This is a genomic window from Paenibacillus sp. D51F (genome assembly GCF_053345695.1).
The window spans coordinates 243,946-266,270 of the sequence record NZ_JBKFAO010000003.1 but is presented as its reverse complement, the minus strand read 5'-3'; the positions used below and the strand labels follow the sequence as shown (position 1 = coordinate 266,270).

The following is a 22,325-nucleotide window of genomic DNA, read 5'->3' as shown; positions in this document are numbered from 1 at the left end:
CACGTCCGATCCGATGAAGTCACCGAATGTCCCATTCCATGACTGGCTTGAAAACATATGTAAATAGAGAAGAAGCGGCTGCGAGGCAGCCGCCCCTTGAAATGACCGCCAGGAACCCATCCAAAGGAGTGACATCAAACGGGTATGAAACTGTCGGACGCCATCATGAACTTGCTCGCCCGCCACGGAATCCGCCATCTGTTCCATGACTGTTCCGCCGTTTCGCCGGAGAAGGCATCCCTGCTCGCGGCAGCGGCCCGCTCCGGCATCGCCGCTGAAGGCTTGCCGGATCTCGCCACGGCCGAGGCTGCGGCCGAAGGCTGTTCCGCCGCAAGCGGCCTGACCGCGGCCGTCATCGGGACATTCGCATTGCAAGGCGGCTCCATTACGCTGCAATTGCTCTTGAATATCGAGCATGAACGTTCTCCTGCCGTGCCGTCGCACAGGGCTGCATCCGATCTCCCGCTGTCTCCATTTCAGCCTGACGACGGAGCCTCATTCGACGACGCTGCGCTTGCTTCCGACCTGTACGACAAGATCGGCAAGGCTCTCTGCCTGGCCGCCCGCGCCCATTCTCTCCAGGCATGCTTCCGCTTGGACGGAATCCGCCTGGAGCGGGACGCCGATTCCCTGCGGCTGCGGCCTTTCAAGGAATCGGACCAATACTGGGAGCTGCTCGCCTCGGAGCCCCCGATTCACGATGCCGATCTCGATGACTTGATCGATAGCCTGCGCTCGTCCCGGCGTCCGCTCCTGGCAATCGGAGCGGGAGTCCGCCACTCGGGCGCCGCTGCCGAGCTCCGGCAATTGCTTGATCTGACGGGCATTGCCGCCGCAGCCAGCTTGGACGGGCTGGACTCGCTGCCCTCGGGATCGCCGCTCAACCTCGGCCTTGCGGACGGCTCCCGTCATGCCAAGCCGGATCTGGTGCTGGCACTCGGATGCTCCCCCGCCTTTTCCGGCCTTCTCCGCGATGAAGGAGGCCGGCTTATCCGCGTGAATTATGAAAGCTGTCGCCATGGGAACCCGGGAGCTTCCCCCGACTTCAACAGCGATCCCCGGCTGTTCCTGAACGCGCTCTGCTCCCGGCTCCAAGCGACCGGCTATTCCCGCTCGAAAAAAGCGATCCCTCGCTCCAAGCTTCGGAGTTCTCCGCCTCCTGTTCAGGAAGCCCTGCAGCAGGCTGACCTGCTCTTTGTCCGGTACGATCAGCCTGGTCTGGAGAAGCTGCTGAGCCCGTCGCCTCTTCGCTCCGGACAGCGGCTCATCCCCATTGCCGGAGGACCGGAAAGGGCGGCTGCAGCCGCGCTCGGCGCGATGATCGCCCGGCCCGATCGGACGGCAGCGCTCATGGCGGACAGCCGCAGCCTGTCCGCCATTCCTTCCGAGCTGCTGAAGCGGCTGGCTTCCGCCGGTTCGGAGCCGCTGCCGAATCCATTGCCAGGCAGCCGCATCCTCCTGCTCCCGCTTCGGAAGCCTGCGGCTTCCGGCCCATCTGTGATATAATTCAGCCGCAAGCTCAGCGGCTTTCCAGTCCCCGCACGACGAAATCCAGATTCTCCTTGGACACCCCGTTCAGCTCCGGGAAGCCTTGACGCTTCAGGCTCACCGTCTTTCCAGCCTGAATCGGATATACGCCCTTCAGCAAGCCGAGCACCTGATAGCCGTCCTGTCCTTCCAGCTTCTTGAGGAAAATCAGGTAATCCGGCCCGGATGCCCAGGCTCCGGGAAATTTCTCGTTGGCCTCCGTCTGAGAAGGCGGCGGCAAAGGCTCGATGCCGGTCGTAATGATTCGGACCGAGCTGCTGGACGGGCCTTTGAGCATCCGCTCCACGGTGAACGGCTGTACAAAATTAACAAGCCTCCCCTGAGGAGCCGTGCGGTCGGTCAGAATCATCTGAGCGCTGTCCGAGAAACGGCCGACGGCGATGCTGTCGGCTTGCTTGGCAAGCTGGGAAGCGCTGACGACCGTCGTATCGTCCACGATATCCTTGTCCAGACGGAACGGAGCGGCTGCGGCCCCGGCGATGACAAAAGCAGCCAGCAGCAGGAACGCCGTTGCCGGCGATATCAGCCTTTTGCCGGCGGTTGATTTTCTCTTCCAGGCTTTCATCTTATGCTGCACCTCGATTCACTCGGATTGCCAATATTGCCGGCCTAGCGCTAGTATGGATTGGAAGCGCTGGAATATTCGCGGCATCGGCCCGATCCGGGCCGACCAACACCCGTCAAGGAGGAACATAACCATGGAATACCGGAAGCTAGGCGCAAGCGGGCTGCGCGTGTCGGCCATCGGTCTCGGCACGAACGCCTTCGGCAAAAGAGCCGATGAAGAGACAAGCATCTCGATCCTGCACAGCGCCTTCAGCCACGGCATCAATTTCATCGACACCGCCAACATCTACGCCGGCACCGAAAGCGAGCGGATCATCGGCAGAGCCATTCAGGGCCGGAGAGCCGACATCGTTCTGACGACGAAAGCCGGGCTTCCGAGAGGCGAAGGACCGAACAGCCGCGGAGCGTCCCGCAGCCATCTCATGACGGAGCTCGAAGGAAGCCTGCGCAGGCTCGGAACGGACTATGTCGATCTGTATCAGATCCATACGTTCGATCCCGAAACACCTCTGGAGGAAACGCTCCGCGCGCTCGACGACATGGTCCGCTCCGGCAAAGTCCGTTATATCGGGGCTTCCAACTATCAGGCTTGGGAGCTCATGAAAGCAATCGGCATAAGCGATCGTCTAGGCCTCAGCCGCTACGCCTCGATTCAGACAAGCTACTCGCTCGCCGACCGCACGCCCGAGATCGAGCTGGTGCCCTTATGTCTGGATCAAGGTCTCGGCCTGATTCCCTACTTCCCGCTCGCAGGCGGAATTCTCACCGGCAAATACACTGCTGGAGGCGAAGCCCCTGCAGGCTCCCGGCTGGAGAGAGACCCGGCGTTCGGCCGCTTCATGAAGGGCGATTATATCGGCCTCGGCCAAGACGTATCCGAGCTGGCCGAGGAAGCCGGATGCGAGCCGGCGGCCTTGTCGATGCGCTGGCTGCTGGACAAGCCTGCCGTGGCGAGCGTCATCGCCGGCGCCACGAGCGCCAGGCAGCTGGAGGCCAATCTGCGCAGCCTCGAGCTTGCTCTGGAGCCGTCCATCAAGGACGAGCTTGAGCGGATCAGCCGCCCGTTCCGCTACGGCGAGCCATTTGCGAGCTACCGGCTGTAGAGCGCACGCTGCCGGCAGGCAGGCCTCATGCCCCCCTCTTGATCACGACATCATGGGGCATGGGGGAGAATCAGGTTCAATAAGACGACGGAGCAAAGGGCAGTTCGGAAGTGCGCTTGCGGAAACAGGCCTGGCATGCGCAGCCTCGCGGCCGTGGCGCTTTTGCGGCCGGGGGAGCCGGTTTTGAAAAAGCAGAACGCCCCCCGGCCATGCCGGAAGGCGTTCTGCTTTTTGTATGAAGGATCGAGCAAAAGAAGATTGCGATGACGATCAAAGGGCGATCAGCCGTTGATGACCGTCAGCCCTCGTCTGCTCAATGGCCGCCCATCATCATTTGCGGTTCCGGATTCAGATCGCTTCCGTCCGCGCCTTTTTGCGGCTTCGGCTTATTGAGCAGGAATCCGACCAGGACGCCGAGCACGGCGACCCAGATCAGAATCGCGAAGGTGTCCCCGTAAGAAGCCGTAAGGAGCTTATGCGGATCCTGGCCGAGCTCCGGTGCATAATGCTTGATGCGGCTGGTCACATAGGTAGACAGCCCCGCGATGGCCAGCGACGAGATGACCTGCTGCAGCGCGGCCGTCAGCGAGGTGACGCGTCCGACCAGATGAGCCGGAGCCGATTGGATGATATGCGTGTTGAGCGGCATCATGGAAATGCCCATGCCGGCGCCAAGAAGGACCAGCGGCAGGATCATGCCCGATACGCCGGTGTCGACGGTGATGCGGGAGAACAGGAAGGCAGCGCCCGTAATCAGGGTCAGCCCGCTGATGACGAGCGGACGAGCGCCGATGCGGTCGTACAGCCTGCCTCCGATCGGCATGAAGATGCCCGCCGCCAGCGCTTGCGGCAGCAAGACGAGGCCGGTTTCCAGAGGCGTATAGTTTTTCCCGGTTTGGAGGAACAGCGGAATCATGAAGATCGTGCCGAAGAGCGCGATCTGGGAAATCCACTGGACGATGACGCCCCGAGAGAAGTTGGCGGATTTGAACACCCGCAGCTCAAGCAGCGGATTGCGGCGGCTAAGCTCGACGATGATGAAAATAAGAAGCGATACGCCGCCGACAACAAGGCCGGTAATCGTTCGCGCGGAGCCCCAGTCGGTGCCGCCTTCGGATACTCCATAGGCGAGACCGGCGAAGGCAAGAGGCCCGAAAATCATGCCTTTGATATCAAGCTCCGGAACGCTCTGCCGATCGATGGCAGGCAGCGTGCGCAGGCCGAGCAGGACGGCTATGATGCCGATCGGCAGGTTGATGAGGAAGATCCAGTGCCAGGATACGTCCTGAACGAGCCAGCCGGCAACGACCGGACCGAGCGCCGGAGCGAGCAGCATCGGAATGCCGATCATGCCCATTACGGCTCCGACCTTGCCCGGAGGAGCGATGCGGTAAGTGAAAGCCATGGCGATCGGCGCGACCATGCCGCCGCCGAGCCCTTGCAGCACGCGGTAGATGATCAGCTGATCCACGGTCGTCGCCAAAGCGCAGAGGCCCGAGCCGACTGTGAACAGAATGACGGAGACGAGAAAGATCGTTTTGGCCCCGAAACGGTCGGACAGCCAGCCGGCGAGCGGAATGACGGCTGCCTGGGCAAGCGCGTAGCCGGTTACCGTCCACTGGACCAGAGTCAGCGAGGTGACGCCGAAATCTTGCTGCAGCTGGGGCAGCGCCACGTTCATCGCCGTCCCGTCCAAAATGACCATGAACATGCCGATGATGATGGCTACCAGCGGCACCATGATGGCGCGCATGGATACTTCCGCAGCTGCGGAAGGCGAGGCTTGAGGTTGGCTCGACACCGGTTTCCCACTCCTTGTTTCCACGGTTTCCGTGGTTTCTCTTTTTTTTGCGTTCATTGACCGTCTGCCAGCAAAAAGATACAATATGGACACTGAGCAACGATGCCCCGACTGACAGCGGACAATTGTCCGCTAATGAACGTATTGACTATAGCGGACAATTGTCCGGGTGTCAATACGGCTATTTTGCTATAGAAAGATGTGACGTTCATGTCTTCGATTTATAAGCGCAAGGAGTCCCAGGAACTTAGCGAGTCGATTCTTGAAACGGCCCGCGCCTTGTTCGCCGAGCACGGCGTCGACGCCGTGAGCATGCATCAGATCGCCAAGACGGCCGGCGTCGGCCAAGGCACGCTTTACCGCCGCTATTCGCAGAAGGGCGAGCTTTGCATGGAGCTGATGGAAGGCTATTTCGACCGCCTTCAGAAGGACGTCCGCAACTCTCTGACCGAAAACGCTTCCTTGGCGGTGAAAGAGAGAGCGACGCTCGTCATCCGCGAGCTTGTGCTCTATTTGATGAACAATATCCAATTGATGGAGACGATCTATGCCGCCATTTTCGCCGGACGCAGATGCGAGAAGGAGATCTCGACCTTTTTCGAGTCTCCTCCCTACCAATTCCTGTTCGGGACGCTGCAGGGACTGCTCCAGGAGGCCGTAGATGCCGGCGCTGCAGCACCGGGAGTCTGCCCGCCCATCAACACCCATCTGCTCATCTCGACGCTCGCTCCCCAGTCGCTGAACCATCTCCGGGACCAGACCGGCTTTTCACCGGAGGAGCTGGCGGAGGTCATCAACCGGACGATCGTCCTTCCATTGTTCGTCTAATGTGGATGAGCCGGTTATTCGCCTGCAAGGATGATTCAGCAGCAAGGATGATTCGTCTGCAAGGATGATTCGGCAGCAAGGATCATTCGTCTGCAAGGATGATTCGGCAGCATGCAAGGGCTTTACCTCTTTCGCACTTCATTTCCATCCTCATATTGCCAGCCGGTCATGAAGAACATGCCGCCATTGGTCCGCAGCTTTACTGCGGCCAGGGCGGCTTTTTTTCTGCCTGTTGGACGTGTTGCATCATACCTGGCAAACCAATCTAAAGGGAGTGATAGCTATGCAATCTTTATTCGAGACGGAATACGAGGCTTGGCTCAGCAAGAACATCCAGGAAGAAGAAAACCCGCGCAGGAGGGAACGTCTTGGAAGCGGGCTCGGTCATGGCACCGTTGAATTTCTGCGGACGATCTGGTTTCCTTCCGTCGGCCATTTTGAGCATCTGTATCCCGAGTGGGAGGTCAGGGATTTTGCCAACGGCTATCGGTACCTGGATCTGGCCTATAGACCCGGAAACGCTAAAGGCGGCATAGAAATCCAAGGTTACGGACCTCATGCAAGGGACTTGGACGTTAGACGCTTCAAGGATCTCTGCCGACGCCACTGCCTGCTGGCATTGGACGGGTGGATCTTCCTGCCGATCGCCTACCCGTCCATTGTGGACGAGCCCAAGCAATGCCAGCAGCTGGTCCTTGCCTTTATCGGCAAATTCGTAAGCACCGATCTGTCTGCTTCCCTTACGGCGGCCGAGGCTGAAGCTCTCCGCTATGCAAGGCGGATTCTGCGCCCATTCAGTCCGCTTGAGTTTGCAGCCCATATCAAGGTCAGCGACAGGCACGCCAGGCGGATTCTCGGAAAGCTGGCCTCCCTTCAGCTGCTGAGAGCGGCAAGCGGCACAAAGCGTATACGTTCCTATCAAATTTGGCTTTAAGGTGAGAGATGTCAGGACCAGCCAACCATCTGAATTCATGAAGCGCAAGAATAATGTTATATGGTTTATGGCGGGAATTATATTGCTGGTTACTAACTCATGCTTTTTGCTTCAAGGTCGTCGGTTCGTGGCGGGGTTGTTTTGCTGGTTAACTACCTTATGCGCGTACGTTTCATGTCGATGGTTCATGGCGGGAATTATCTTTTTGGCCAACTAACTCATGCTTTTGCGCATCAAGGTCGTCGGTTTGTGGCAGGGTTTGTTTGTTTTGCTGGATAACTACCTTATACGCGTACGTTTCATGTCGATGGTTCATGGCGGGAATTATCTTGTTGGCCAACTAACTCATGCTTTTCGCTTCAAGGTCGTCTGTTTGTGGCGGGGTTTGTTTTTGCTGGTTAACTACCTTATGCGCGTACGTTTCATGTCGATGGTTCATGGCGGGAACTATCTTGTTGGCCAACTAACTCATGCTTTTCGCTTCAAGGTCGTCTGTTTGTGGCGGGGTTTGCTTTGCTGGTTAACTACCTTATGCGCGTACGTTTCATGTCGATGGTTCATGGCGGGAATTATCTTGTTGGCCAACTAACTAAAGCTCTTGCTTACTCGCGGAAGTTATCTTACTAGTTAACTGCCTGCCTTGCACTCGTGCTCTTCAGGGCGGCTGTTCCGAATTTGATGCAAGGCCAGCTTAGGAGCCAATAAGATGTTGCGCCGTTCTATCGGACATACGATCCGTTATTTAGCCCATTTCTACCGTTATAAAAAATTTAACGGACATCAGATCCGTTATTTAGAGTAGAAAGGCTGTTTTCAGCTCATTTCGGGCCAAATAGCGGATCCTATGTCCGATAAGTTGAAAATTAATGGGTTTTTTCGAAAATAACGGATCGTATGTCCGATAAAAGTCCGGCAGCTGTTCCCGCATCGCGGACACGTCCCCAAACTCCAACTATAGTCTGCCTGCAGGCAGCAGTTGACGACGACGCCTACAGCTGCTTCTGCCTGGGCCGCTACAGCCCAGCAGCGACGCTCCTCGCGCTTGCCTGGGCCGCTACAGCCCAGCAGCGACGCTCCTCGCGCTTGCCTGGGCCGCTACAGCCCAGCAGCGACGCTCCCCGCGCTTGCCTGGGCCGCTACAGCCCAGCAGCAACGCTCCCCGCGCTTGCCTCGGCCGCTATAGCCCAGCAGCAACGCTCCCCGCGCTTGCCTGGGCCGCTACAGCCCAGCAGCGACGCTCCTCACGCTTGCCTGGGCCGCTACAGCCCAGCAGCAACGCTCCTCACGCTTGCCTGGGCTACGCCATCCCAGTCGCCCAGCAGCGACGCTGCTCGCGCTCCGCGCTTGCCTCCGCCTAACGGGCGGAAGCAAGCGCCGCGTCCACTTCCGCGCGCGAAGGAAGCCCGTCCTGCGCGCCGAAGCGGGTGACAGACAGCGAGGCCGCCTGCACGGCGAACGCCAGAGCTTCGCGCAGCTCGCCGTCACCCGGCGCGCTTCCGCCGCCAGCAGCAAGCTCCGCCAGCTTCACGCACAAGGCCGCGTTCAGCGTATCGCCGGCGCCGGTCGTGTCCACGACCTCGACCTTCGGAGCGGCCACGGTCTCAAGCGTGCCGCCCTCGCCGAGGAAGGAGCAGCCTGCGCCGCCGCGCGTGAGGATGACGCGGCTGCCGACCTCGCGCTGCCATTCCCCGAGCGCTTCCGCGATGTCCGCATCGCCAGCCGGATCCTTGCCGGAGAGAGCCGCGAATTCTGTCTCGTTCGGCGTGACATAGTCCGCCAGGGCAAGCAGGTCCGCCGGCAGCTCCTGTGCGGGCGCCGGATTGAGCACCGTCGCGACACCTGCCGCACGGGCAATCTCCAGCGATCGGCGTACCGCATCCAGCGGAACCTCCAGCTGCACGAGCAGCACATGGGACTGCTCGATCTGCTCCCGGTGCCGCTCCACCCACTCGCCGGTGCACTCCCCATTGGCTCCGGCCACGATGACGATGCAGTTGTCTTCCTTGGTATGGTAAATGGATGCGATTCCGGTCGGCGCCGATTCATGGACTCCGATCGCTTCCGATTGTACGCCCATCTTCTTCATCTGGTCGAGCATTTGACGTCCGAAAGCATCGTCTCCGACCTGCCCGATCATGACGGTCCGGACCCCAAGCCTCGCCGCTCCCGCTGCCTGGTTGGCTCCCTTGCCGCCGGGCAGCGTGTGCAGCTCCCGTCCTGCAAGCGTTTCCCCTTCGACCGGCATCCGGTCCATGCTGATGACCAAATCCATATTCAGGCTGCCCACGACTGTAATCCGCGGCTCTGTCCCATTTGCGCGCATGCTCATTTTCCGCAACCTCCACCAACGTTTTCGCTTGACCAACCATACCATATTTTCATCGACGGTTACAGCGCAGCAAGCCGCATTCTCTGCTGATCGCTCCCCTCCCGGCCTTTCCTTTAATTCCAAAAAAAACCTGATCACCGTCATCTCGTTCCGCTATAATTAAATGAAGTACATATCCTTTTATCCAAAGAGGTGGATTTCATTGGCAGTCAAATTCAGCGAATACCGTTATGAGCGCCCTGAGCGCGAGGCCGTCACCAGCCTTCTGAAGGAACTGAACGCCTCGATCCGCGAGGCAGCAAGCTTCGAAGCCCAGGATGAAGCCATCGCCGCCTTCAACAAAAGCCGCAACGATGTCGAGTCGATGTTCCAGCTGGTCTACATCCGCCATTCCGTGGATACGAACGATGAATTCTACAAATCCGAACAAGAGTACGCGGACGAGCTTAGTCCTGTCCTCCAGGAATACATGACGGATTTCTACCGGGAGCTGACGGAATCTCCGTTCCGCTCGGAGCTGGAAGCCAAATACGGCAAGCAGCTGCTTGATATCGCCGAGCTGTCGCTTAAAACCTTCAAGCCTGAGATCATCGAGGATCTGCAGCTGGAGAACAAGCTGAAGACCGAATACGGACAGCTGATCGCATCCGCCAAAATCCCGTTCGACGGCAAGGAGCTGACGCTTTCCCAGCTCATTCCGTACACCCAGTCCACCGACCGCGAGGTGCGCCGCAGCGCCAGCGAAGCCCGGTACGGATTTTTTGCGGAAAAAGAGCCCGTCATCGACCGCATCTATGACGATCTGGTCAAAGTCCGCACATCCATCGCCCGCAAGCTCGGCTACGAGAACTTCGTCCAGCTCGGCTACGACCGCCTCGGACGGACCGACTACGACGCGGCGATGGTCGCCGGCTACCGCAGCCAGGTCCGCGAGCATATCGTCCCGGCCGTCATCAAGCTGCGCGAGCGCCAAGCCAAGCGGATCGGCGTGGATACGCTGCATTACTACGACGAGGACTTCAAGTACTCCAGCGGCAACGCCACGCCCAAGGGCGATCCGGACTGGATCCTCGACAACGGCCGCCGCATGTACAAGGAGATGGCTCCGGAGCTCGACGAGTTCTTCCAGTTCATGTCGGAACGCGAGCTGCTGGATCTCTTGAGCAAAAAAGGCAAGGAAGGCGGAGGCTACTGCACGTATATCAGCGCCTACGAATCTCCATTCATCTTTGCCAACTTCAACGGCACTTCGCATGACATCGACGTGCTGACCCATGAAGCAGGCCATGCGTTCCAGGTCTACATGAGCCGCGGCTTCGACATTCCCGAATACCTCTGGCCGACGTTGGAAGCGGCCGAGATCCACTCCATGAGCATGGAATTCCTCGCTTGGCCTTGGATGGAGCTGTTCTTCAAGGAAGATACGGACAAGTACCGCTTCAACCATCTCGATTCGGCGCTGTCGTTCATTCCGTACGGCGTTTCCGTGGATGAATTCCAGCATTTCGTCTATGAGCATCCGGAGGCGACGCCTGCCGAGCGCAAAGCCAAATGGCTGGAAATCGAAGAAACCTACCGTCCGGGACGAAGCTTCGACGGCAACGGCTACCTGGAGCGCGGCGGGTTCTGGCAGAAGCAGAGCCATATATTCCAAACGCCGTTCTACTACATCGACTACACGCTCGCCCAGCTGTGCGCGTTCCAGTTCTGGAAGCGCTCAGGCGACGACTTCCAGACCGCATGGCAGGATTATCTCGCGCTCTGCCGCCTCGGCGGAAGCAAATCCTTTACCGGCCTCGTGGCCAGCGCGGGACTGATCTCGCCGTTCCAGGACGGCGCCGTCACCAGCGTCATCGGCCAGATCAACGGCTGGCTGGACAGCATCGACGACAGCAAATTCTAGCCTTCCGGCTTCAATGATGAAGCCTCTGAAGCAATGGCCGCTCCCCCGGAATGTCCGGCGGGAACCGGCCTTTTTTGCATTTTGGCGCTTTTTCGGCTTATAATCAGGGTAATGGACTGAAAAAGGGGGGAAAGATCATGATGATGCACTCACGCTCGTTCTACCGATTGTTTTCATCTGTTTTCATCGTGCTCATCATGACTTTGTTCACTCCCACTCCCCCGCTTGGCATCCATGAAGCAGCCGAAAGCTCTTCCGCCGCGACCGTTGTCCGCAGCCTGGAGACCGGCATCCACACCACCGTAAGATCCAGCGCCAGCGCGAGCAATGACGCCGCAGCCATCCTCAAGACCAAGCCGATGCCGAAGACCGCCAAAGTACCGGGAGCCTTCATGCTCCTGTTCCTGCTGTCTTTCTTCCTCCCGCGCAAGGCAAGCATTTCCCCGCGCATCGAGCGCAGACTCCTGTCCCAGAAGCTTCTTCCCGTCCTGAAAGGATCCATGGCGCCAAGCTGCTTGTAGAAGACGCATAACCGCTTCCCAAAACTTCGTCCTGCTCCACGGTTTTCAGGGGCCTGTTTGCCGCTCCCTTGCTATTTCAAGGGCTTGTTCGGCGCTCCCTTGCGCTTTTAACCGTGCCTATCTTTTCTTGAGCAGCCTTTGATTGGAAAGAGGTTATTTAGGCATTCTATAACCAGCGGACCATGAGACATTTCATGAACAGGAGGGATTTCCATATGGATATCCGTGAAACCTATCTGCCCGGAATCGGGCAAAAATTCGTACTGACTACAATCGGCGGCGACAAGCTTGTCATCGTCGTGCATGACGACGGCAGGCGGGAATGCTTCCGCTACACGGACGATTACGATGACAGCCTCCCCGTCTTCACGCTCGAAGACGACGAAGCCCGCATGATCGCTTCCATTCTGGGAGGCATGCAGTACAAGCCGCGCGCGGTGGAAAGCATCGAGATGGCGCTGGACGACCTCATCATCGAGTGGTACCGGGTCGAGCCGGGATATCAATGCCGCAACAAGTCCATCGGCAGCCTCCAGGTGAGGCAGCGGTCCGGCGCGAGCATTCTGGCCGTGGTCGACCGGTCGGGCGGCAAGCATATCAATCCAGGACCCGAGCTGGTCCTGACCGAGGAGGCGCTGCTCATCGTCGCAGGCGAACGCGGACAGCAGAAGGCGTTCCGGGACATCCTGAAGAACGGATGTGAGTGAGCATGGAGCATATCGTACTGGAAATCGGCTTGGCGATCGCTCTTGTCGCCATGGCGGGCATCCTGTCCGCCTGGCTTAAATTTTCGGTCATTCCTTTTTATATCCTGATCGGCATGGCCGTCGGGCCGCATGCCTTCCACTGGGGACATTTCGATCTCCGCTTCATCCACAGCGGAGAGCTGATCGATTTCTTCGGCCGCATCGGCGTCCTGTTCCTGCTGCTGTACCTGGGACTCGAATTCTCGGTCGGAAGGCTGCTGAAATCCGGCAAGTCGATCGCCGTAGGCGGCAGCATCTACATCGGCATCAACTTCACCGTCGGCCTGCTGTTCGGCTTCCTCACCGGCCTTCCGCTTGCCGAGGTGCTGATCATTGCCGGAATCACGACTATTTCCTCGAGCGCCATCGTCGCCAAGGTTCTGGTCGATCTCAAGCGGACGGCCAACCCGGAGACGGAAATGATTCTCGGCATCATCATGTTCGAGGACGTTTTCCTCGCCGTCTATATCTCCATCGTCTCCGGCCTCGTGCTCAGCTCCTCCTCTTCGGTGGGAGGCGTGATCCTGTCGGCGCTCATCGCCCTGTTCTTCATGCTCGGCGTGCTGTTCATCGGCCGCAAGATCGTGCCGCTGCTGAACAAATGGCTGGACATCCGCTCCAGCGAGCTGTTCCTGCTCGTCGTCTTCGCGGCGCTGTTCATCATTGCCGGCTTCGCCGAAACGATCCATGTCGCGGAAGCGATCGGCGCCCTGCTCGTCGGGCTCGTGCTTGCGGAAACGAAGCATGCGCACCGGATCGAGAAGCTGATCCTGCCGTTCCGCGATTTCTTCGGCGCCTTGTTCTTCTTCGGCTTCGGCCTCACCATCGACCCGACCGCCCTTGGCGGAGCCGTCTGGATGGCTCTGATCGCCGTCGCCCTGACGCTCGCGGGCAATTTCGCCGCCGGCATGCTGGCCGGCCGCAGCGCCGGGATGCCGCCGTACGCGTCGGCCAAGATCGGACTGACGATCGTGGCTCGCGGAGAATTCTCGATCATCATGGCCAACCTGGCCATAGCCGGCGGCCTGTCGGGCATCATCCAGCCGTTCGCCGCGCTTTACGTCCTGATCCTGGCTATCCTGGGTCCGCTGTTCACCAAGGAAAGCAAACGCGTGTATGCGGTGCTGGATCCGATCTTCCGCTTCACATCAAGAGCCGAGCGGCGCAAGCAGCAGCGCGCTCAGCAGCCATCTTGACCGGTTTTGAACGGCAGGCCTGACAGGCCTGCCGTTTTTTTCATCGGCATCGCGCATTTGCCGCCCGGGCGAAAGGCATGGTATAAAAAGACAGCATGGACCGTTCGGCTTTAGAGTGCGCCGGATGCGTTTAAAAGGGTGTTGAAGGGCTCGAATCCGCACCTTCCTGCCCCTGGGCGATCAGGCCCCGACGGGACAGGAAGGGAGCCGATCGTCCGGCACAGCCTGGAAATCCACCTGCGGAAGGAAGTGCTCCATATGAAGCAACTGAAGCATCTGGACAAGCTGGAGCTCGCCGAGGCAATGAAGCTCGCCGATCTCGTCTTCCGGGATCCCGGCCAGCGTTCGATGGGACAATCGTTCCCCGCTATTTTCGACTCGGCTCTGGGCTTGTCTCTCGGCGTCATCGAGGAAGGGAACGTCGTTTCCTTCCTCGGCTTCGTGCCGCAGCAGATCGCCGTCGGCGGCGCCATGCTCGACGCCTGCGCGCTCGGATCGGTATGCACCCACCCCGATTATCGCGGGCAGGGCCATGCCAGCGTGCTGCTCGGCGAAGCGTTCCATCAAGCACAAGCCATAGGAGCCTCGCTCATGCTGATCTCCGGCACCCGCTCCCTATACCGCCGCAACGGCTGCCACGCCTTCGGCTCGATGCGCCGCTACCGGCTCGAAGCCGGCATCCAGCCGCAAGCTGATGCGAGGACGAGACCTCTGCGGCCCTCCGACTGGTTCCGTCTCCATTCGCTTTCAAAGGCCAAGCCCGCCGCCTACCGGCGCAGCATCGCAGAGCTGGCCGGTCAGCTCCAGAGCGCGGCAGTGGCGAGCATGTACGATTTCGCGCACAGTTCCTATGTCCTGGAGGAGGACGGAGAGCTGACCGCATACGCCGTCATCGCTTCCGGTCCTATCCCCGCCGGCTCGGACATGGAGCCGTTCGTCGTGGAATGGGGCGGAGACGAGTCCAAGGCTCTGGCCGCGATGAGGGCCGCCATGCATGAGATGGGGCTTTCCTCCCTGCTGCTGTTCGTCGGCTCCCATGAAACTTCGATGCGGCAGCTGCTGCAAGGCAGCCTGTATTCCACGAGCCATAACCAAGGGACGGTGAAAATCATCGACCTGCCGCTGCTGTGGCGGCAGCTGCGTCCCTATCTCGACAGCAGGCCGAGGAGCGGGCAAGCCGCCCCTGCCGTGATGGAGCCTGTCCTCAGCCCCAGCGGCGAATTCGCGCTCCGGCTTGGAGACGACGAGATACCGCTCTCCATGCGGGAGTGGACGGCGCTGCTGTTCGACGGTCCCGAGGCCGAGCTGGACGACGGACCCGACGCGTTTGTCCGGCAATGTGCCGCTCCGGAAGCGGATGCCGGGTCAACGCGGTCCGCAAGCCGCTCCGGGGCGGATGCCGGGCCAGCCCGGTCCGCTGGCCGCTCCGGGGCGGATGCCGCCGCTGAGACAGCGGTCGCCGTCCAGACCCCGGCGGAGCCGTCGAGCGGTCCGAGGCTCCCTTTCACCCAAGAGCAGGCTCAGATGCTGAAGCCTTATTTCCCGATACCGTTTCCGTACACGGCAGGCTTGAGCTATATCTAAGTCCGGAAAAGACAGCAGCCGCCCTCTCCCGTGCAAGATGCGGGCCGAGGGACGGCTGCTGCTTCGTTATATGCGTGCGTCGTTGCATGCGTCCCAATCCGGACCTGAGGTCAAGGGGTCAATGCCAGCTCCAGCCGCTCCAGCGCCCAATCCAGCTCTTCCCGGGTTATCGTCAGAGGCGGTGCCAGCCGGATCGTGTTCGCATGCGTTTCCTTGCACAGCAATCCCATCTCCATCAGCCGCTCGCAATACGGCCTGGCTTCCATGAACAGCTCGATGCCGATAAATAGGCCCCTGCCCCTCACTTCCCGCACCAGCGGACTGCCCATTCCGCGCAGCCGGCCGGCAGCGTAAGCTCCCAGCTCGTCGGAGCGCTCCGCCAGCCGCTCCCCTTGAGTCACCTCGAGCGCGGCGATTCCGACCGCGGCCGCCAGCGGGTTGCCGCCGAAGGTCGAGCCGTGCGAGCCAGGTTCGAACACGCCGAGCAGGGCGGCATCCGCCGCGACAGCCGAGACGGGGAAGACGCCGCCTCCGAGCGCTTTGCCGAGCAGATAGGCATCCGGCTCCACGCCTTCCCAGTCGCAGGCGAAGCGCCGGCCCGTGCGCCCGAAGCCGGTCTGGATCTCGTCGGCGACGAAGAGAACGCTGCTGGCGCGGCAGACCTTGGCGGCCTCCCGGAGATAGCCGTCCGGCGGGATGACGATTCCGGCTTCGCCCTGGATCGGCTCCACGAGGAATGCGGCTGTATGGTCCGTCATAGCGGCTTCGAGAGCAGGAAGGTCGCCGTAAGGGATGATCCGGAAGCCCGGCGTGAACGGTCCGAAGCCGCGCCTGTATTCCTCGCTGGAGGAGAAAGAGGTGACCGTGACCGTGCGCCCGTGGAAATTGCCCTCGCAGACGATGATTTCGGCAAGCCCGTCAGGCACGCCCTTGACGTCGCAGGCCCAGCGTCTCGCTGCCTTGACGGCGGTTTCCACTGCCTCTGCTCCTGTATTCATAGGCAGAATCATGCTCTTGCCGGTATAAGCGGCCAGCTTCTCGTAGAACTCTCCGAGCTTGTCGTGATGGAATGCCCTCGACGTCAGCGTCACGCGGTCGGCCTGATCCTTGAGCGCCTGGACGATGGCCGGATGCCGATGCCCCTGGTTGAGAGCCGAATAGGCGCTCAGCATATCCATATATCTGCCGCCCTCCGGATCCTCGACCCAGACGCCTTCCGCCCGGCTGATGACGATGGGCAGAGGATGGTAGTTGCGCGCCCCGTAGGCTTCCGTCCGGCGGATGACCGAATCGGTGACGGAATGGTTGCCTGCTTGACTCATGATGCGCCGTCGCCTCCTTTCCATCCATTCTATGCTTCGTCCGCGAGGAGGCATACCCGAACCTTCTAGAATGCGGTATGATAGGAGCGTGCCAGGAAACACTACAATTGATTGGGACAGGGATCCAAGAAGGGATGAGAACAATGGCATTCAGGCTCGAGCATGATTTTCTAGGGGAGAAACAGGTTCCCGAAAGCGCTTACTACGGAATCCAGACGTTACGGGCGGTCGAGAATTTCCCGATCACCGGCGTGCCGATCCATCATGAGCTGCTGACGGCTCTTGCCCACGTGAAGAAAGCGGCGGCCAGGGCCAATATGGACGTGCACCTGCTGCAGCCTGCAGTAGGCCAGGCTATCGTCAAGGCATCGGAAGATATCATCGACGGCAAATACGCGGACCAGTTCCTCGTCGACTCCATCCAGGGCGGCGCAGGCACTTCGATCAATATGAACATGAACGAGGTTCTCGCCAACCGGGCGCTGGAAATTCTCGGCCATCCGAAGGGCGATTATTTCCACTGCAATCCGAACAACCACGTCAATATGTCGCAATCGACCAACGACGCCATCCCGACCGCGCTCAAGATCGCGGCGTTCGGGCTCACCAAGAGCCTGCTGACCGCTTTGAACGCGCTCCATGCGGGCTTCATGCAGAAGAAGGTGCAGTTCGACGACGTCATCAAAATGGGCCGGACCCATCTGCAGGACGCGGTGCCGATCCGGATGGGACAGGAATTCGGCGCGTACGCGGCCGTTCTGGCGCGCGACATCGCCCGCATCAAGCGGTCGGCCGACAATATCCTCACCGTCAACATGGGAGCGACCGCCGTCGGGACCGGCCTCAACGCGAAGCCGGAATACATCGAATCGGTCATCCGCCATCTGCAGGAGCAGCTCGGCTTGCCGATCCAGGCGGCGGAGGATCTCGTCGACGCGACCCAGAACAGCGACGGCTATACGGAGCTGTCTGCCGCGCTGAAGGTATGCTCGGTCAATCTGTCCAAGATCTGCAACGACATCCGCCTGATGGCATCCGGCCCCCGCGTCGGCCTCGCCGAGCTCATGCTCCCGCCGCGCCAGCCGGGCTCGTCCATCATGCCGGGCAAGGTGAACCCGGTCATGGCCGAGGTCGTCAACCAGGTCGCCTTCCAGGTGATGGGCAACGACCATACGATCTGCATGGCATGCGAAGCCGGACAGTTCGAGCTCAACGTGATGGGCCCGGTCATCGCCTTCAACCTGCTGCAATCGCTCAAAATTTTGCGCAACGGCGTGGACGTCTTCCTGAAATACGCCGTCGAGGGCATGGAAGCGAACCGCGAGCGCTGCGAGACGTACGTCAACAACTCCTTCGGCATCGTGACCGCCCTCAACCCGCATCTGGGTTATGAGGTCGCTGCGCAGCTCGTCAAGGAGGCGCTCCGCACCGGCTTGTCCATCCGCGATCTGATTCTGGAGCGCGGATTGCTGACCCCGGAGGAGATTACCGAGATTCTCAATCCGTACCAGATGACCTCTCCCGGCATTTCCGGCGAGCGGCTGCTGGACGACGCCAGATAGAGCGCACCTATCGAGCGATCGGAAGAATGATTTCCGACTGCAGCGACACCTTTTCAGCGGCCCCCGTTTTTGCGGGGCTTCCTGACATGATCACGCCAGCCGGCACTTCGGGCTGGCGTATTTTTTTCGCCGGACCGTTCTAAAAATAAATGCCACAGCCTGCTTGTCCGCCCTGTTTGCCCTCCGGCCGAAGCCGTGTATCTACGAGTATTCAGCTGAAGCGCCTTAAGCCGATTCCAAAAACGATGAGGAGGAGAAACACCATGACAACGCCAATCGTAGGGATTTTAAACTCCGAGAAAGACACGATCGCCGTGATGGAAGAGCTTAAAGCATCGGGCTGCCGGAACGAGGAGATTTCGGTGCTGAGGCGGGGCAAAGAGATGCAGGCGACGACAGCGGTCGAAACGAGCACGAACGGTCCGGAAGGAGCGGCCGCAGGCGCGGCTGCCGGCATCGTTCTGGGAGGCACGGCCGGCATCCTCGCAACGGTCGGACTGCTCTTTATCCCCGGAATAGGTCCGCTGCTTGCGGCCGGTCCGATCGCCACCGTGCTGGCGGGAGCGGCTGTAGGCGGAGGAGCCGGCTCGCTCGTGGGCGGACTCGTCGGACTCGGCATTCCGGAGCTCGAGGCGGAGAACTACAGCATGTTCATTGAAAATGACCGTCTGCTCGTCATTGTTGCCGCTCCCGCAGCGAGCCGCTCGCGGGTGGAGAGCATCTTCCAGGTGTACGGCTCGCTCGCTCCGTCCTCTGCCGTCTCCCGCACGGCTGGAGCCGCGTCTACGGCCGGCTTCCACTCCGTTCCGATGCGCGACGAGGCGCTGCAAGGAACAGCCGACGACCTGAGGGTGTTCATCAGCTCCAAGTCCTCCGATTCCATGCTGGACGGTCCTGTCCCTGTCCAGGAAGTCATCCTGCCTCATCTTCCATCAGGAGAATAACGCCAATCGAATAAGAAGGAAAGGCGCTGTCCCAGCCGACGATGCAGCGGTCGGAGGACAGCGCCAACTGAATCAAAAGGAAAGGCGCTGTCCCAGCCGACGATGCAATGGTCGGAGGACAGCGCCTTTTGGGGATTTATTGTCGCCGTCGTGCTGCCGTCGATGGCAGCGGCGCTGCTCAGGCAGACTCCCTTCTCTCTGCTCAAAAAAGATGACCCCTGCTGCGCAGGAGTCATCGGCTGGCGATTAGAAGTGGAAGGATTGGAATCGGTTGCGGGTCAGACCAGCTCTTCGGGTGCTTTGTACGCATAGCCGAGATCGCGGGCGACCGCCTCGTAGGTGACATGGCCGCCCATCGTGTTGACGCCTTCGCGGATCGGCTGGGACGCGCGGATGGCGTCCTGAGCTCCGGACCGGGCGATCTGAAGCGCGAACGGCAGCGTCGCGTTCGTCAGCGCGAGCGTGGACGTGTACGGCACCGCTCCCGGAATGTTGGCGACCGCATAATGCAGGACGCCGTGCTTCTCGAACACCGGATCGTCATGCGTCGTGATGCGGTCGATCGTCTCCACGCTGCCGCCTTGATCGATGGCCACGTCGACGATGACGGAGCCCTTCTGCATCGAGCGGACCATTTCCTCAGTGACGAGCTTCGGCGCCTTGCCTCCCGGAATCAGCACCGTCGAAATGACGAGATCCGCTTCGCGGACCGCTTCGGCGATGTTATGCGAGGTGGACTGCAGCGTCTGCAGCTGGTTGCCGAAGATGAGCGCGAGCTCGCGCAGGCGGTTCGTATTGGTATCGAGCACGGTCACGTCCGCGCCGAGGCCGACGGCGATCTGCGCCGCATTCGTGCCTGCGATGCCGCCGCCGATGACGGCGACCTTGCCGCGCTTGACGCCGGTTACGCCGGCGAGCAGAATCCCTTTGCCGCCGCGTGCGCGCTCCAGCATCTGCGCGCCGACCTGCACCGACATGCGGCCGGCGACTTCGCTCATCGGAGCGAGCAGCGGCAGCGCGCCGTTCACGCGGATCGTCTCGTAGGCGATGGCGGTAACGCCGGACTTGCGAAGCGCTTCGGCAAGATGCGGCTCGGCTGCGAGGTGGAGGTAGGCGAACAGGACAAGGCCTTCACGGAAGTAGCCGTATTCGGAGGATAGAGGCTCCTTGACCTTCATGACCATGTCGCTTTTGCCCCATACATCGGCTGTTTCCGTCACGATGGCCGCGCCTGCGGCTTCGTACTGGGAGTCTTCGAATCCGCTTTCTGCTCCGGCGGAACGCTCGACCAGCACTGTATGCCCTGCGCGCACGAATTCGGCCGCTCCCATCGGCGTCAGCGCGACGCGGTTCTCGTTGTTTTTGATTTCCTTTGGAATTCCGATTTTCATGGGACAGCCACCTCGTCTATAATGGATATTGCCTTCTACTGTCATGATACGGGAAGGGGCCAAGTCTGGCATCTTACACGTTGTCGATATTTTCTCTCCTTGGGCTCGACTTCTTGCCGATTGCTCACACGGCTCTGGCAGCTCTGCCGCCGTCGGCATGTCGCGATTGCCCGGAAAGGTGTCTTAGCGAGTGAAAACAACCGATCTGCATGTCCGGGACGTGCTTCAGCGTCCCTTGTTCGCCCATGCCCGGCTCGCCGCCGGTCAGGTAGGCCTCGGCAAGCGCGTCGGCTGGGTGCATGTCATCGAAATCGTGCAGGTAGCCCCGTTCATCAGCCGGGACGACCTGATCCTGACGACCGGCCTATGGCTGAAGCAAGCCCAGCAGGACCGTCTCGAATATTTGCGCCAGCTTATCCGTCAGGAAGCCGCCGGGCTTATTCTCGAGCTCGGAACGAGCATCGAGGAGGTTCCCGCGGAGGTGCTCGAGCTGGCTGAGCAGCATGGCTTCCCCGTCATCGTTTTCGACCATCCGGTGCGCTTCTCGGAGATTACTCAAGACATCCACTCTCTCATCATCAACCGTCAGCGCTCCCAGAGGGATCTTGCGGAGGGCTTCTCCCGCCGCCTGCAGCAGCTGACGCTCCAGCACAGCGATATTATGCCCGTCCTTCGCCTGCTTCATGGGGACACGGGACGGCAAATTGTCTTTTATTCCCTTATTGAAGCGGATCGTCATTACCCGCAGCTGCCGCCTGTCTCCGGCGAAGCCTCCAGCCTTGCCGATTTCCCGTTCCGCCGGCTTGAGCGCGAAGGCGTTCTCGGCGACGGCAAAAGCGAGCTTCTGCTGCCGCTGGACAGCGGCGGCAGCCTGCTGCTGCGGCCCGTGTCCTGCTACGGCCAGCTGCTCGCGGCTGTCGGAATGCCTCTGCCGGACCATGAGCCGGACGAGGAGGCTGCCGCGCAGCTCTCTCCTTATCTGGATGCGGCCGCCTCGGCTATCGCCGCCCTCATGCTCCGCACCCAATTCCGGCGGGAGCACGACAGCCGGCTGCAGGATCAGCTCATCCCGGAGCTGCAGGAAGGGCGGATCGCGAGCGAGGATCAAGCCCGCACCATGATCGGGCTGACCGGGCGCATTCCGCAGGACCGCATCTGCCTCAGCCTGCCCGGACAGCTGGAGCTTGAGGAGCGCTCCCCGGAGGATGGCGGAGACCGCCTCGAAGCCGCTCTGAGGGATTTGGCCGTGCTGCTGCGCACGCTGATCCGAAAGTACAGCCTCAAGGGAAGCGTGCAGGCGCGCAGCGGCGGACTGCAGTTCCTGCTGGCGCTGGAGGCTTCGCCTGCCGCGGCCTCCGACCGGCTGCTGTCGTCCTCGCAGTCGCTGCTGGAGGACATCCGCCGCTTCGGCGAAGAACAGCTCGACGGCCTCACGCTGCGCGCCGCCGCCGGCAAGCCGCGGAGCAGGCTGCTGGATGCGCCGCTAGGCTTTCGCGAAGCAGCTCAAGCGCTCGAGGTAGCGCGGAGCGTCACCGAGCTCGGCCCGGTCGTGTTCTATTCCAGCCTGGGCGCTTACCAGCTGCTCAAAGCCATTCCCGATCCGCAGCTGCTGGAGCGGTTCGTCCAGGACCATCTCGGCGCAATCCTGCGCCTGGAGAAGGAGAGCAGCCTGCAGCTGCTGGAGACGCTCGACATGTATCTCAAATGCTTCGGCTCGAAGCATGAAACCGCCAAACGGCTGTTCATCCACCGGCAGACGCTGTACAACCGGATGGATAAGCTGACCGAGCTGATCGGCGAGCCGTTCCTGGAGCCGCATAAGCGCGTCGGGCTGGAAATCGCGCTGATGGCCTATAAGCTTCAGACGGGCACCGCGCTCGGCAGGCGGCTGGGGCCGTAAGGATGGAAGCCTCACTCGCGGAATAAGCCGACTTTTTCGGCTTATTTCCGCCTGCAGGCCGTTCACTCGCGGAATAAGCCGACTTTTTCGGCTTATTCCCGCCTGCGGGCTGTTCGCTCGCGGAATAAGCCGATTCTTTCGGCTTA

17 protein-coding genes are annotated in these 22,325 nt (G+C 60.6%); 12 read left to right on the top strand and 5 right to left on the bottom strand.

All coding sequences use genetic code 11. From position 1 onward, the window contains the following. Positions 1 to 144 precede the first annotated feature (144 nt). Entirely contained in the window at positions 145 to 1,506 is a 1,362-nt protein-coding gene (locus ACLBWT_RS07775) for a hypothetical protein (protein WP_447662497.1), read from the top strand. Positions 1,507 to 1,519: 13 nt separating this feature from the next. Here the strand turns inward: ACLBWT_RS07775 and ACLBWT_RS07770 are convergent, their stop codons facing one another. Beyond that, on the bottom strand, positions 1,520 to 2,113 hold the full coding sequence (locus ACLBWT_RS07770) for a hypothetical protein (RefSeq protein WP_447662496.1): 594 nt from the start codon (positions 2,111 to 2,113) through the stop codon (positions 1,520 to 1,522). 133 nt (positions 2,114 to 2,246) lie between these two features. Between ACLBWT_RS07770 and ACLBWT_RS07765 the strand changes: the two genes are divergently transcribed. Continuing rightward, positions 2,247 to 3,218: an aldo/keto reductase gene (locus ACLBWT_RS07765; protein ID WP_447662495.1), complete on the top strand. Its 972-nt coding sequence runs from the start codon at positions 2,247 to 2,249 to the stop codon at positions 3,216 to 3,218. A gap of 313 nt (positions 3,219 to 3,531) precedes the next feature. Here the strand turns inward: ACLBWT_RS07765 and ACLBWT_RS07760 are convergent, their stop codons facing one another. Then, positions 3,532 to 4,971: an MDR family MFS transporter gene (locus ACLBWT_RS07760; protein ID WP_447662740.1), complete on the bottom strand. Its 1,440-nt coding sequence runs from the start codon at positions 4,969 to 4,971 to the stop codon at positions 3,532 to 3,534. 258 nt (positions 4,972 to 5,229) lie between these two features. Here ACLBWT_RS07760 and ACLBWT_RS07755 point away from each other — a divergent pair, with 258 nt between their 5' ends. Together ACLBWT_RS07755 and ACLBWT_RS07750 are read left to right on the top strand one after the other, a co-directional pair. Continuing rightward, positions 5,230 to 5,847 carry a TetR/AcrR family transcriptional regulator gene (locus ACLBWT_RS07755; protein ID WP_447662494.1) on the top strand — a complete coding sequence of 206 codons (618 nt, stop codon included), beginning with the start codon at positions 5,230 to 5,232 and terminating at the stop codon, positions 5,845 to 5,847. Between the two features lie 283 nt (positions 5,848 to 6,130). Then, positions 6,131 to 6,781 (top strand): transcriptional regulator, encoded by a 651-nt coding sequence (locus ACLBWT_RS07750; protein ID WP_447662493.1) that lies wholly within the window; start codon positions 6,131 to 6,133, stop codon positions 6,779 to 6,781. A gap of 1,354 nt (positions 6,782 to 8,135) precedes the next feature. Here ACLBWT_RS07750 and rbsK read toward each other — a convergent pair. Next, complete coding sequence (gene rbsK, locus ACLBWT_RS07745; RefSeq protein ID WP_447662492.1) at positions 8,136 to 9,110, bottom strand: ribokinase; 975 nt, start codon at positions 9,108 to 9,110, stop codon at positions 8,136 to 8,138. A 202-nt stretch (positions 9,111 to 9,312) separates the two neighbouring features. Here rbsK and ACLBWT_RS07740 point away from each other — a divergent pair, with 202 nt between their 5' ends. From ACLBWT_RS07740 to ACLBWT_RS07720, 5 genes are all read left to right on the top strand, one after another. After that, positions 9,313 to 11,013, top strand: a complete 1,701-nt coding sequence (locus ACLBWT_RS07740) for a M3 family oligoendopeptidase (RefSeq protein ID WP_447662491.1) — start codon at positions 9,313 to 9,315, stop codon at positions 11,011 to 11,013. 137 nt (positions 11,014 to 11,150) lie between these two features. Then, positions 11,151 to 11,534 (top strand): hypothetical protein, encoded by a 384-nt coding sequence (locus ACLBWT_RS07735; RefSeq protein WP_447662490.1) that lies wholly within the window; start codon positions 11,151 to 11,153, stop codon positions 11,532 to 11,534. 215 nt (positions 11,535 to 11,749) lie between these two features. Continuing rightward, positions 11,750 to 12,241 carry a cation:proton antiporter regulatory subunit gene (locus tag ACLBWT_RS07730; protein ID WP_048748754.1) on the top strand — a complete coding sequence of 164 codons (492 nt, stop codon included), beginning with the start codon at positions 11,750 to 11,752 and terminating at the stop codon, positions 12,239 to 12,241. Positions 12,242 to 12,243: 2 nt separating this feature from the next. Next, positions 12,244 to 13,476 carry a cation:proton antiporter gene (locus tag ACLBWT_RS07725; protein ID WP_447662489.1) on the top strand — a complete coding sequence of 411 codons (1,233 nt, stop codon included), beginning with the start codon at positions 12,244 to 12,246 and terminating at the stop codon, positions 13,474 to 13,476. A gap of 258 nt (positions 13,477 to 13,734) precedes the next feature. Beyond that, positions 13,735 to 15,060, top strand: coding sequence for a GNAT family N-acetyltransferase (locus ACLBWT_RS07720; RefSeq protein WP_447662488.1), 1,326 nt, complete (start codon positions 13,735 to 13,737; stop codon positions 15,058 to 15,060). A 110-nt stretch (positions 15,061 to 15,170) separates the two neighbouring features. Here ACLBWT_RS07720 and ACLBWT_RS07715 read toward each other — a convergent pair whose 3' ends face one another. After that, positions 15,171 to 16,382, bottom strand: coding sequence for an ornithine--oxo-acid transaminase (locus ACLBWT_RS07715; protein WP_447662487.1), 1,212 nt, complete (start codon positions 16,380 to 16,382; stop codon positions 15,171 to 15,173). A 134-nt stretch (positions 16,383 to 16,516) separates the two neighbouring features. Here ACLBWT_RS07715 and aspA point away from each other — a divergent pair, with 134 nt between their 5' ends. Then, positions 16,517 to 17,944, top strand: a complete 1,428-nt coding sequence (gene aspA, locus ACLBWT_RS07710; RefSeq protein WP_447662486.1) for an aspartate ammonia-lyase — start codon at positions 16,517 to 16,519, stop codon at positions 17,942 to 17,944. A gap of 263 nt (positions 17,945 to 18,207) precedes the next feature. Continuing rightward, on the top strand, positions 18,208 to 18,888 hold the full coding sequence (locus tag ACLBWT_RS07705) for a general stress protein (RefSeq protein WP_447662485.1): 681 nt from the start codon (positions 18,208 to 18,210) through the stop codon (positions 18,886 to 18,888). A gap of 278 nt (positions 18,889 to 19,166) precedes the next feature. On the opposite strand, the gene ald is transcribed toward ACLBWT_RS07705, so the two are convergent. Beyond that, complete coding sequence (ald, locus tag ACLBWT_RS07700; protein ID WP_447662484.1) at positions 19,167 to 20,279, bottom strand: alanine dehydrogenase; 1,113 nt, start codon at positions 20,277 to 20,279, stop codon at positions 19,167 to 19,169. A gap of 190 nt (positions 20,280 to 20,469) precedes the next feature. Here ald and ACLBWT_RS07695 point away from each other — a divergent pair, with 190 nt between their 5' ends. Continuing rightward, on the top strand, positions 20,470 to 22,179 hold the full coding sequence (locus tag ACLBWT_RS07695) for a PucR family transcriptional regulator (RefSeq protein ID WP_447662483.1): 1,710 nt from the start codon (positions 20,470 to 20,472) through the stop codon (positions 22,177 to 22,179). Positions 22,180 to 22,325: the final 146 nt, after the last annotated feature.

What these genes read in the sequence shown, in the direction of transcription:
- ACLBWT_RS07775 (WP_447662497.1), top strand. Translation starts at nt 145, where the DNA reads ATGAAACTGTCGGACGCCATCATGAACTTGCTCGCCCGCCACGGAATC.
- ACLBWT_RS07770 (WP_447662496.1), bottom strand. Translation starts at nt 2,113, where the DNA reads ATGAAAGCCTGGAAGAGAAAATCAACCGCCGGCAAAAGGCTGATATCG.
- ACLBWT_RS07765 (WP_447662495.1), top strand. Translation starts at nt 2,247, where the DNA reads ATGGAATACCGGAAGCTAGGCGCAAGCGGGCTGCGCGTGTCGGCCATC.
- ACLBWT_RS07760 (WP_447662740.1), bottom strand. Translation starts at nt 4,971, where the DNA reads ATGCGCGCCATCATGGTGCCGCTGGTAGCCATCATCATCGGCATGTTC.
- ACLBWT_RS07755 (WP_447662494.1), top strand. Translation starts at nt 5,230, where the DNA reads ATGTCTTCGATTTATAAGCGCAAGGAGTCCCAGGAACTTAGCGAGTCG.
- ACLBWT_RS07750 (WP_447662493.1), top strand. Translation starts at nt 6,131, where the DNA reads ATGCAATCTTTATTCGAGACGGAATACGAGGCTTGGCTCAGCAAGAAC.
- rbsK (WP_447662492.1), bottom strand. Translation starts at nt 9,110, where the DNA reads ATGAGCATGCGCGCAAATGGGACAGAGCCGCGGATTACAGTCGTGGGC.
- ACLBWT_RS07735 (WP_447662490.1), top strand. Translation starts at nt 11,151, where the DNA reads ATGATGATGCACTCACGCTCGTTCTACCGATTGTTTTCATCTGTTTTC.
- ACLBWT_RS07730 (WP_048748754.1), top strand. Translation starts at nt 11,750, where the DNA reads ATGGATATCCGTGAAACCTATCTGCCCGGAATCGGGCAAAAATTCGTA.
- ACLBWT_RS07725 (WP_447662489.1), top strand. Translation starts at nt 12,244, where the DNA reads ATGGAGCATATCGTACTGGAAATCGGCTTGGCGATCGCTCTTGTCGCC.
- ACLBWT_RS07720 (WP_447662488.1), top strand. Translation starts at nt 13,735, where the DNA reads ATGAAGCAACTGAAGCATCTGGACAAGCTGGAGCTCGCCGAGGCAATG.
- ACLBWT_RS07715 (WP_447662487.1), bottom strand. Translation starts at nt 16,382, where the DNA reads ATGAGTCAAGCAGGCAACCATTCCGTCACCGATTCGGTCATCCGCCGG.
- aspA (WP_447662486.1), top strand. Translation starts at nt 16,517, where the DNA reads ATGAGAACAATGGCATTCAGGCTCGAGCATGATTTTCTAGGGGAGAAA.
- ACLBWT_RS07705 (WP_447662485.1), top strand. Translation starts at nt 18,208, where the DNA reads ATGACAACGCCAATCGTAGGGATTTTAAACTCCGAGAAAGACACGATC.
- ald (WP_447662484.1), bottom strand. Translation starts at nt 20,279, where the DNA reads ATGAAAATCGGAATTCCAAAGGAAATCAAAAACAACGAGAACCGCGTC.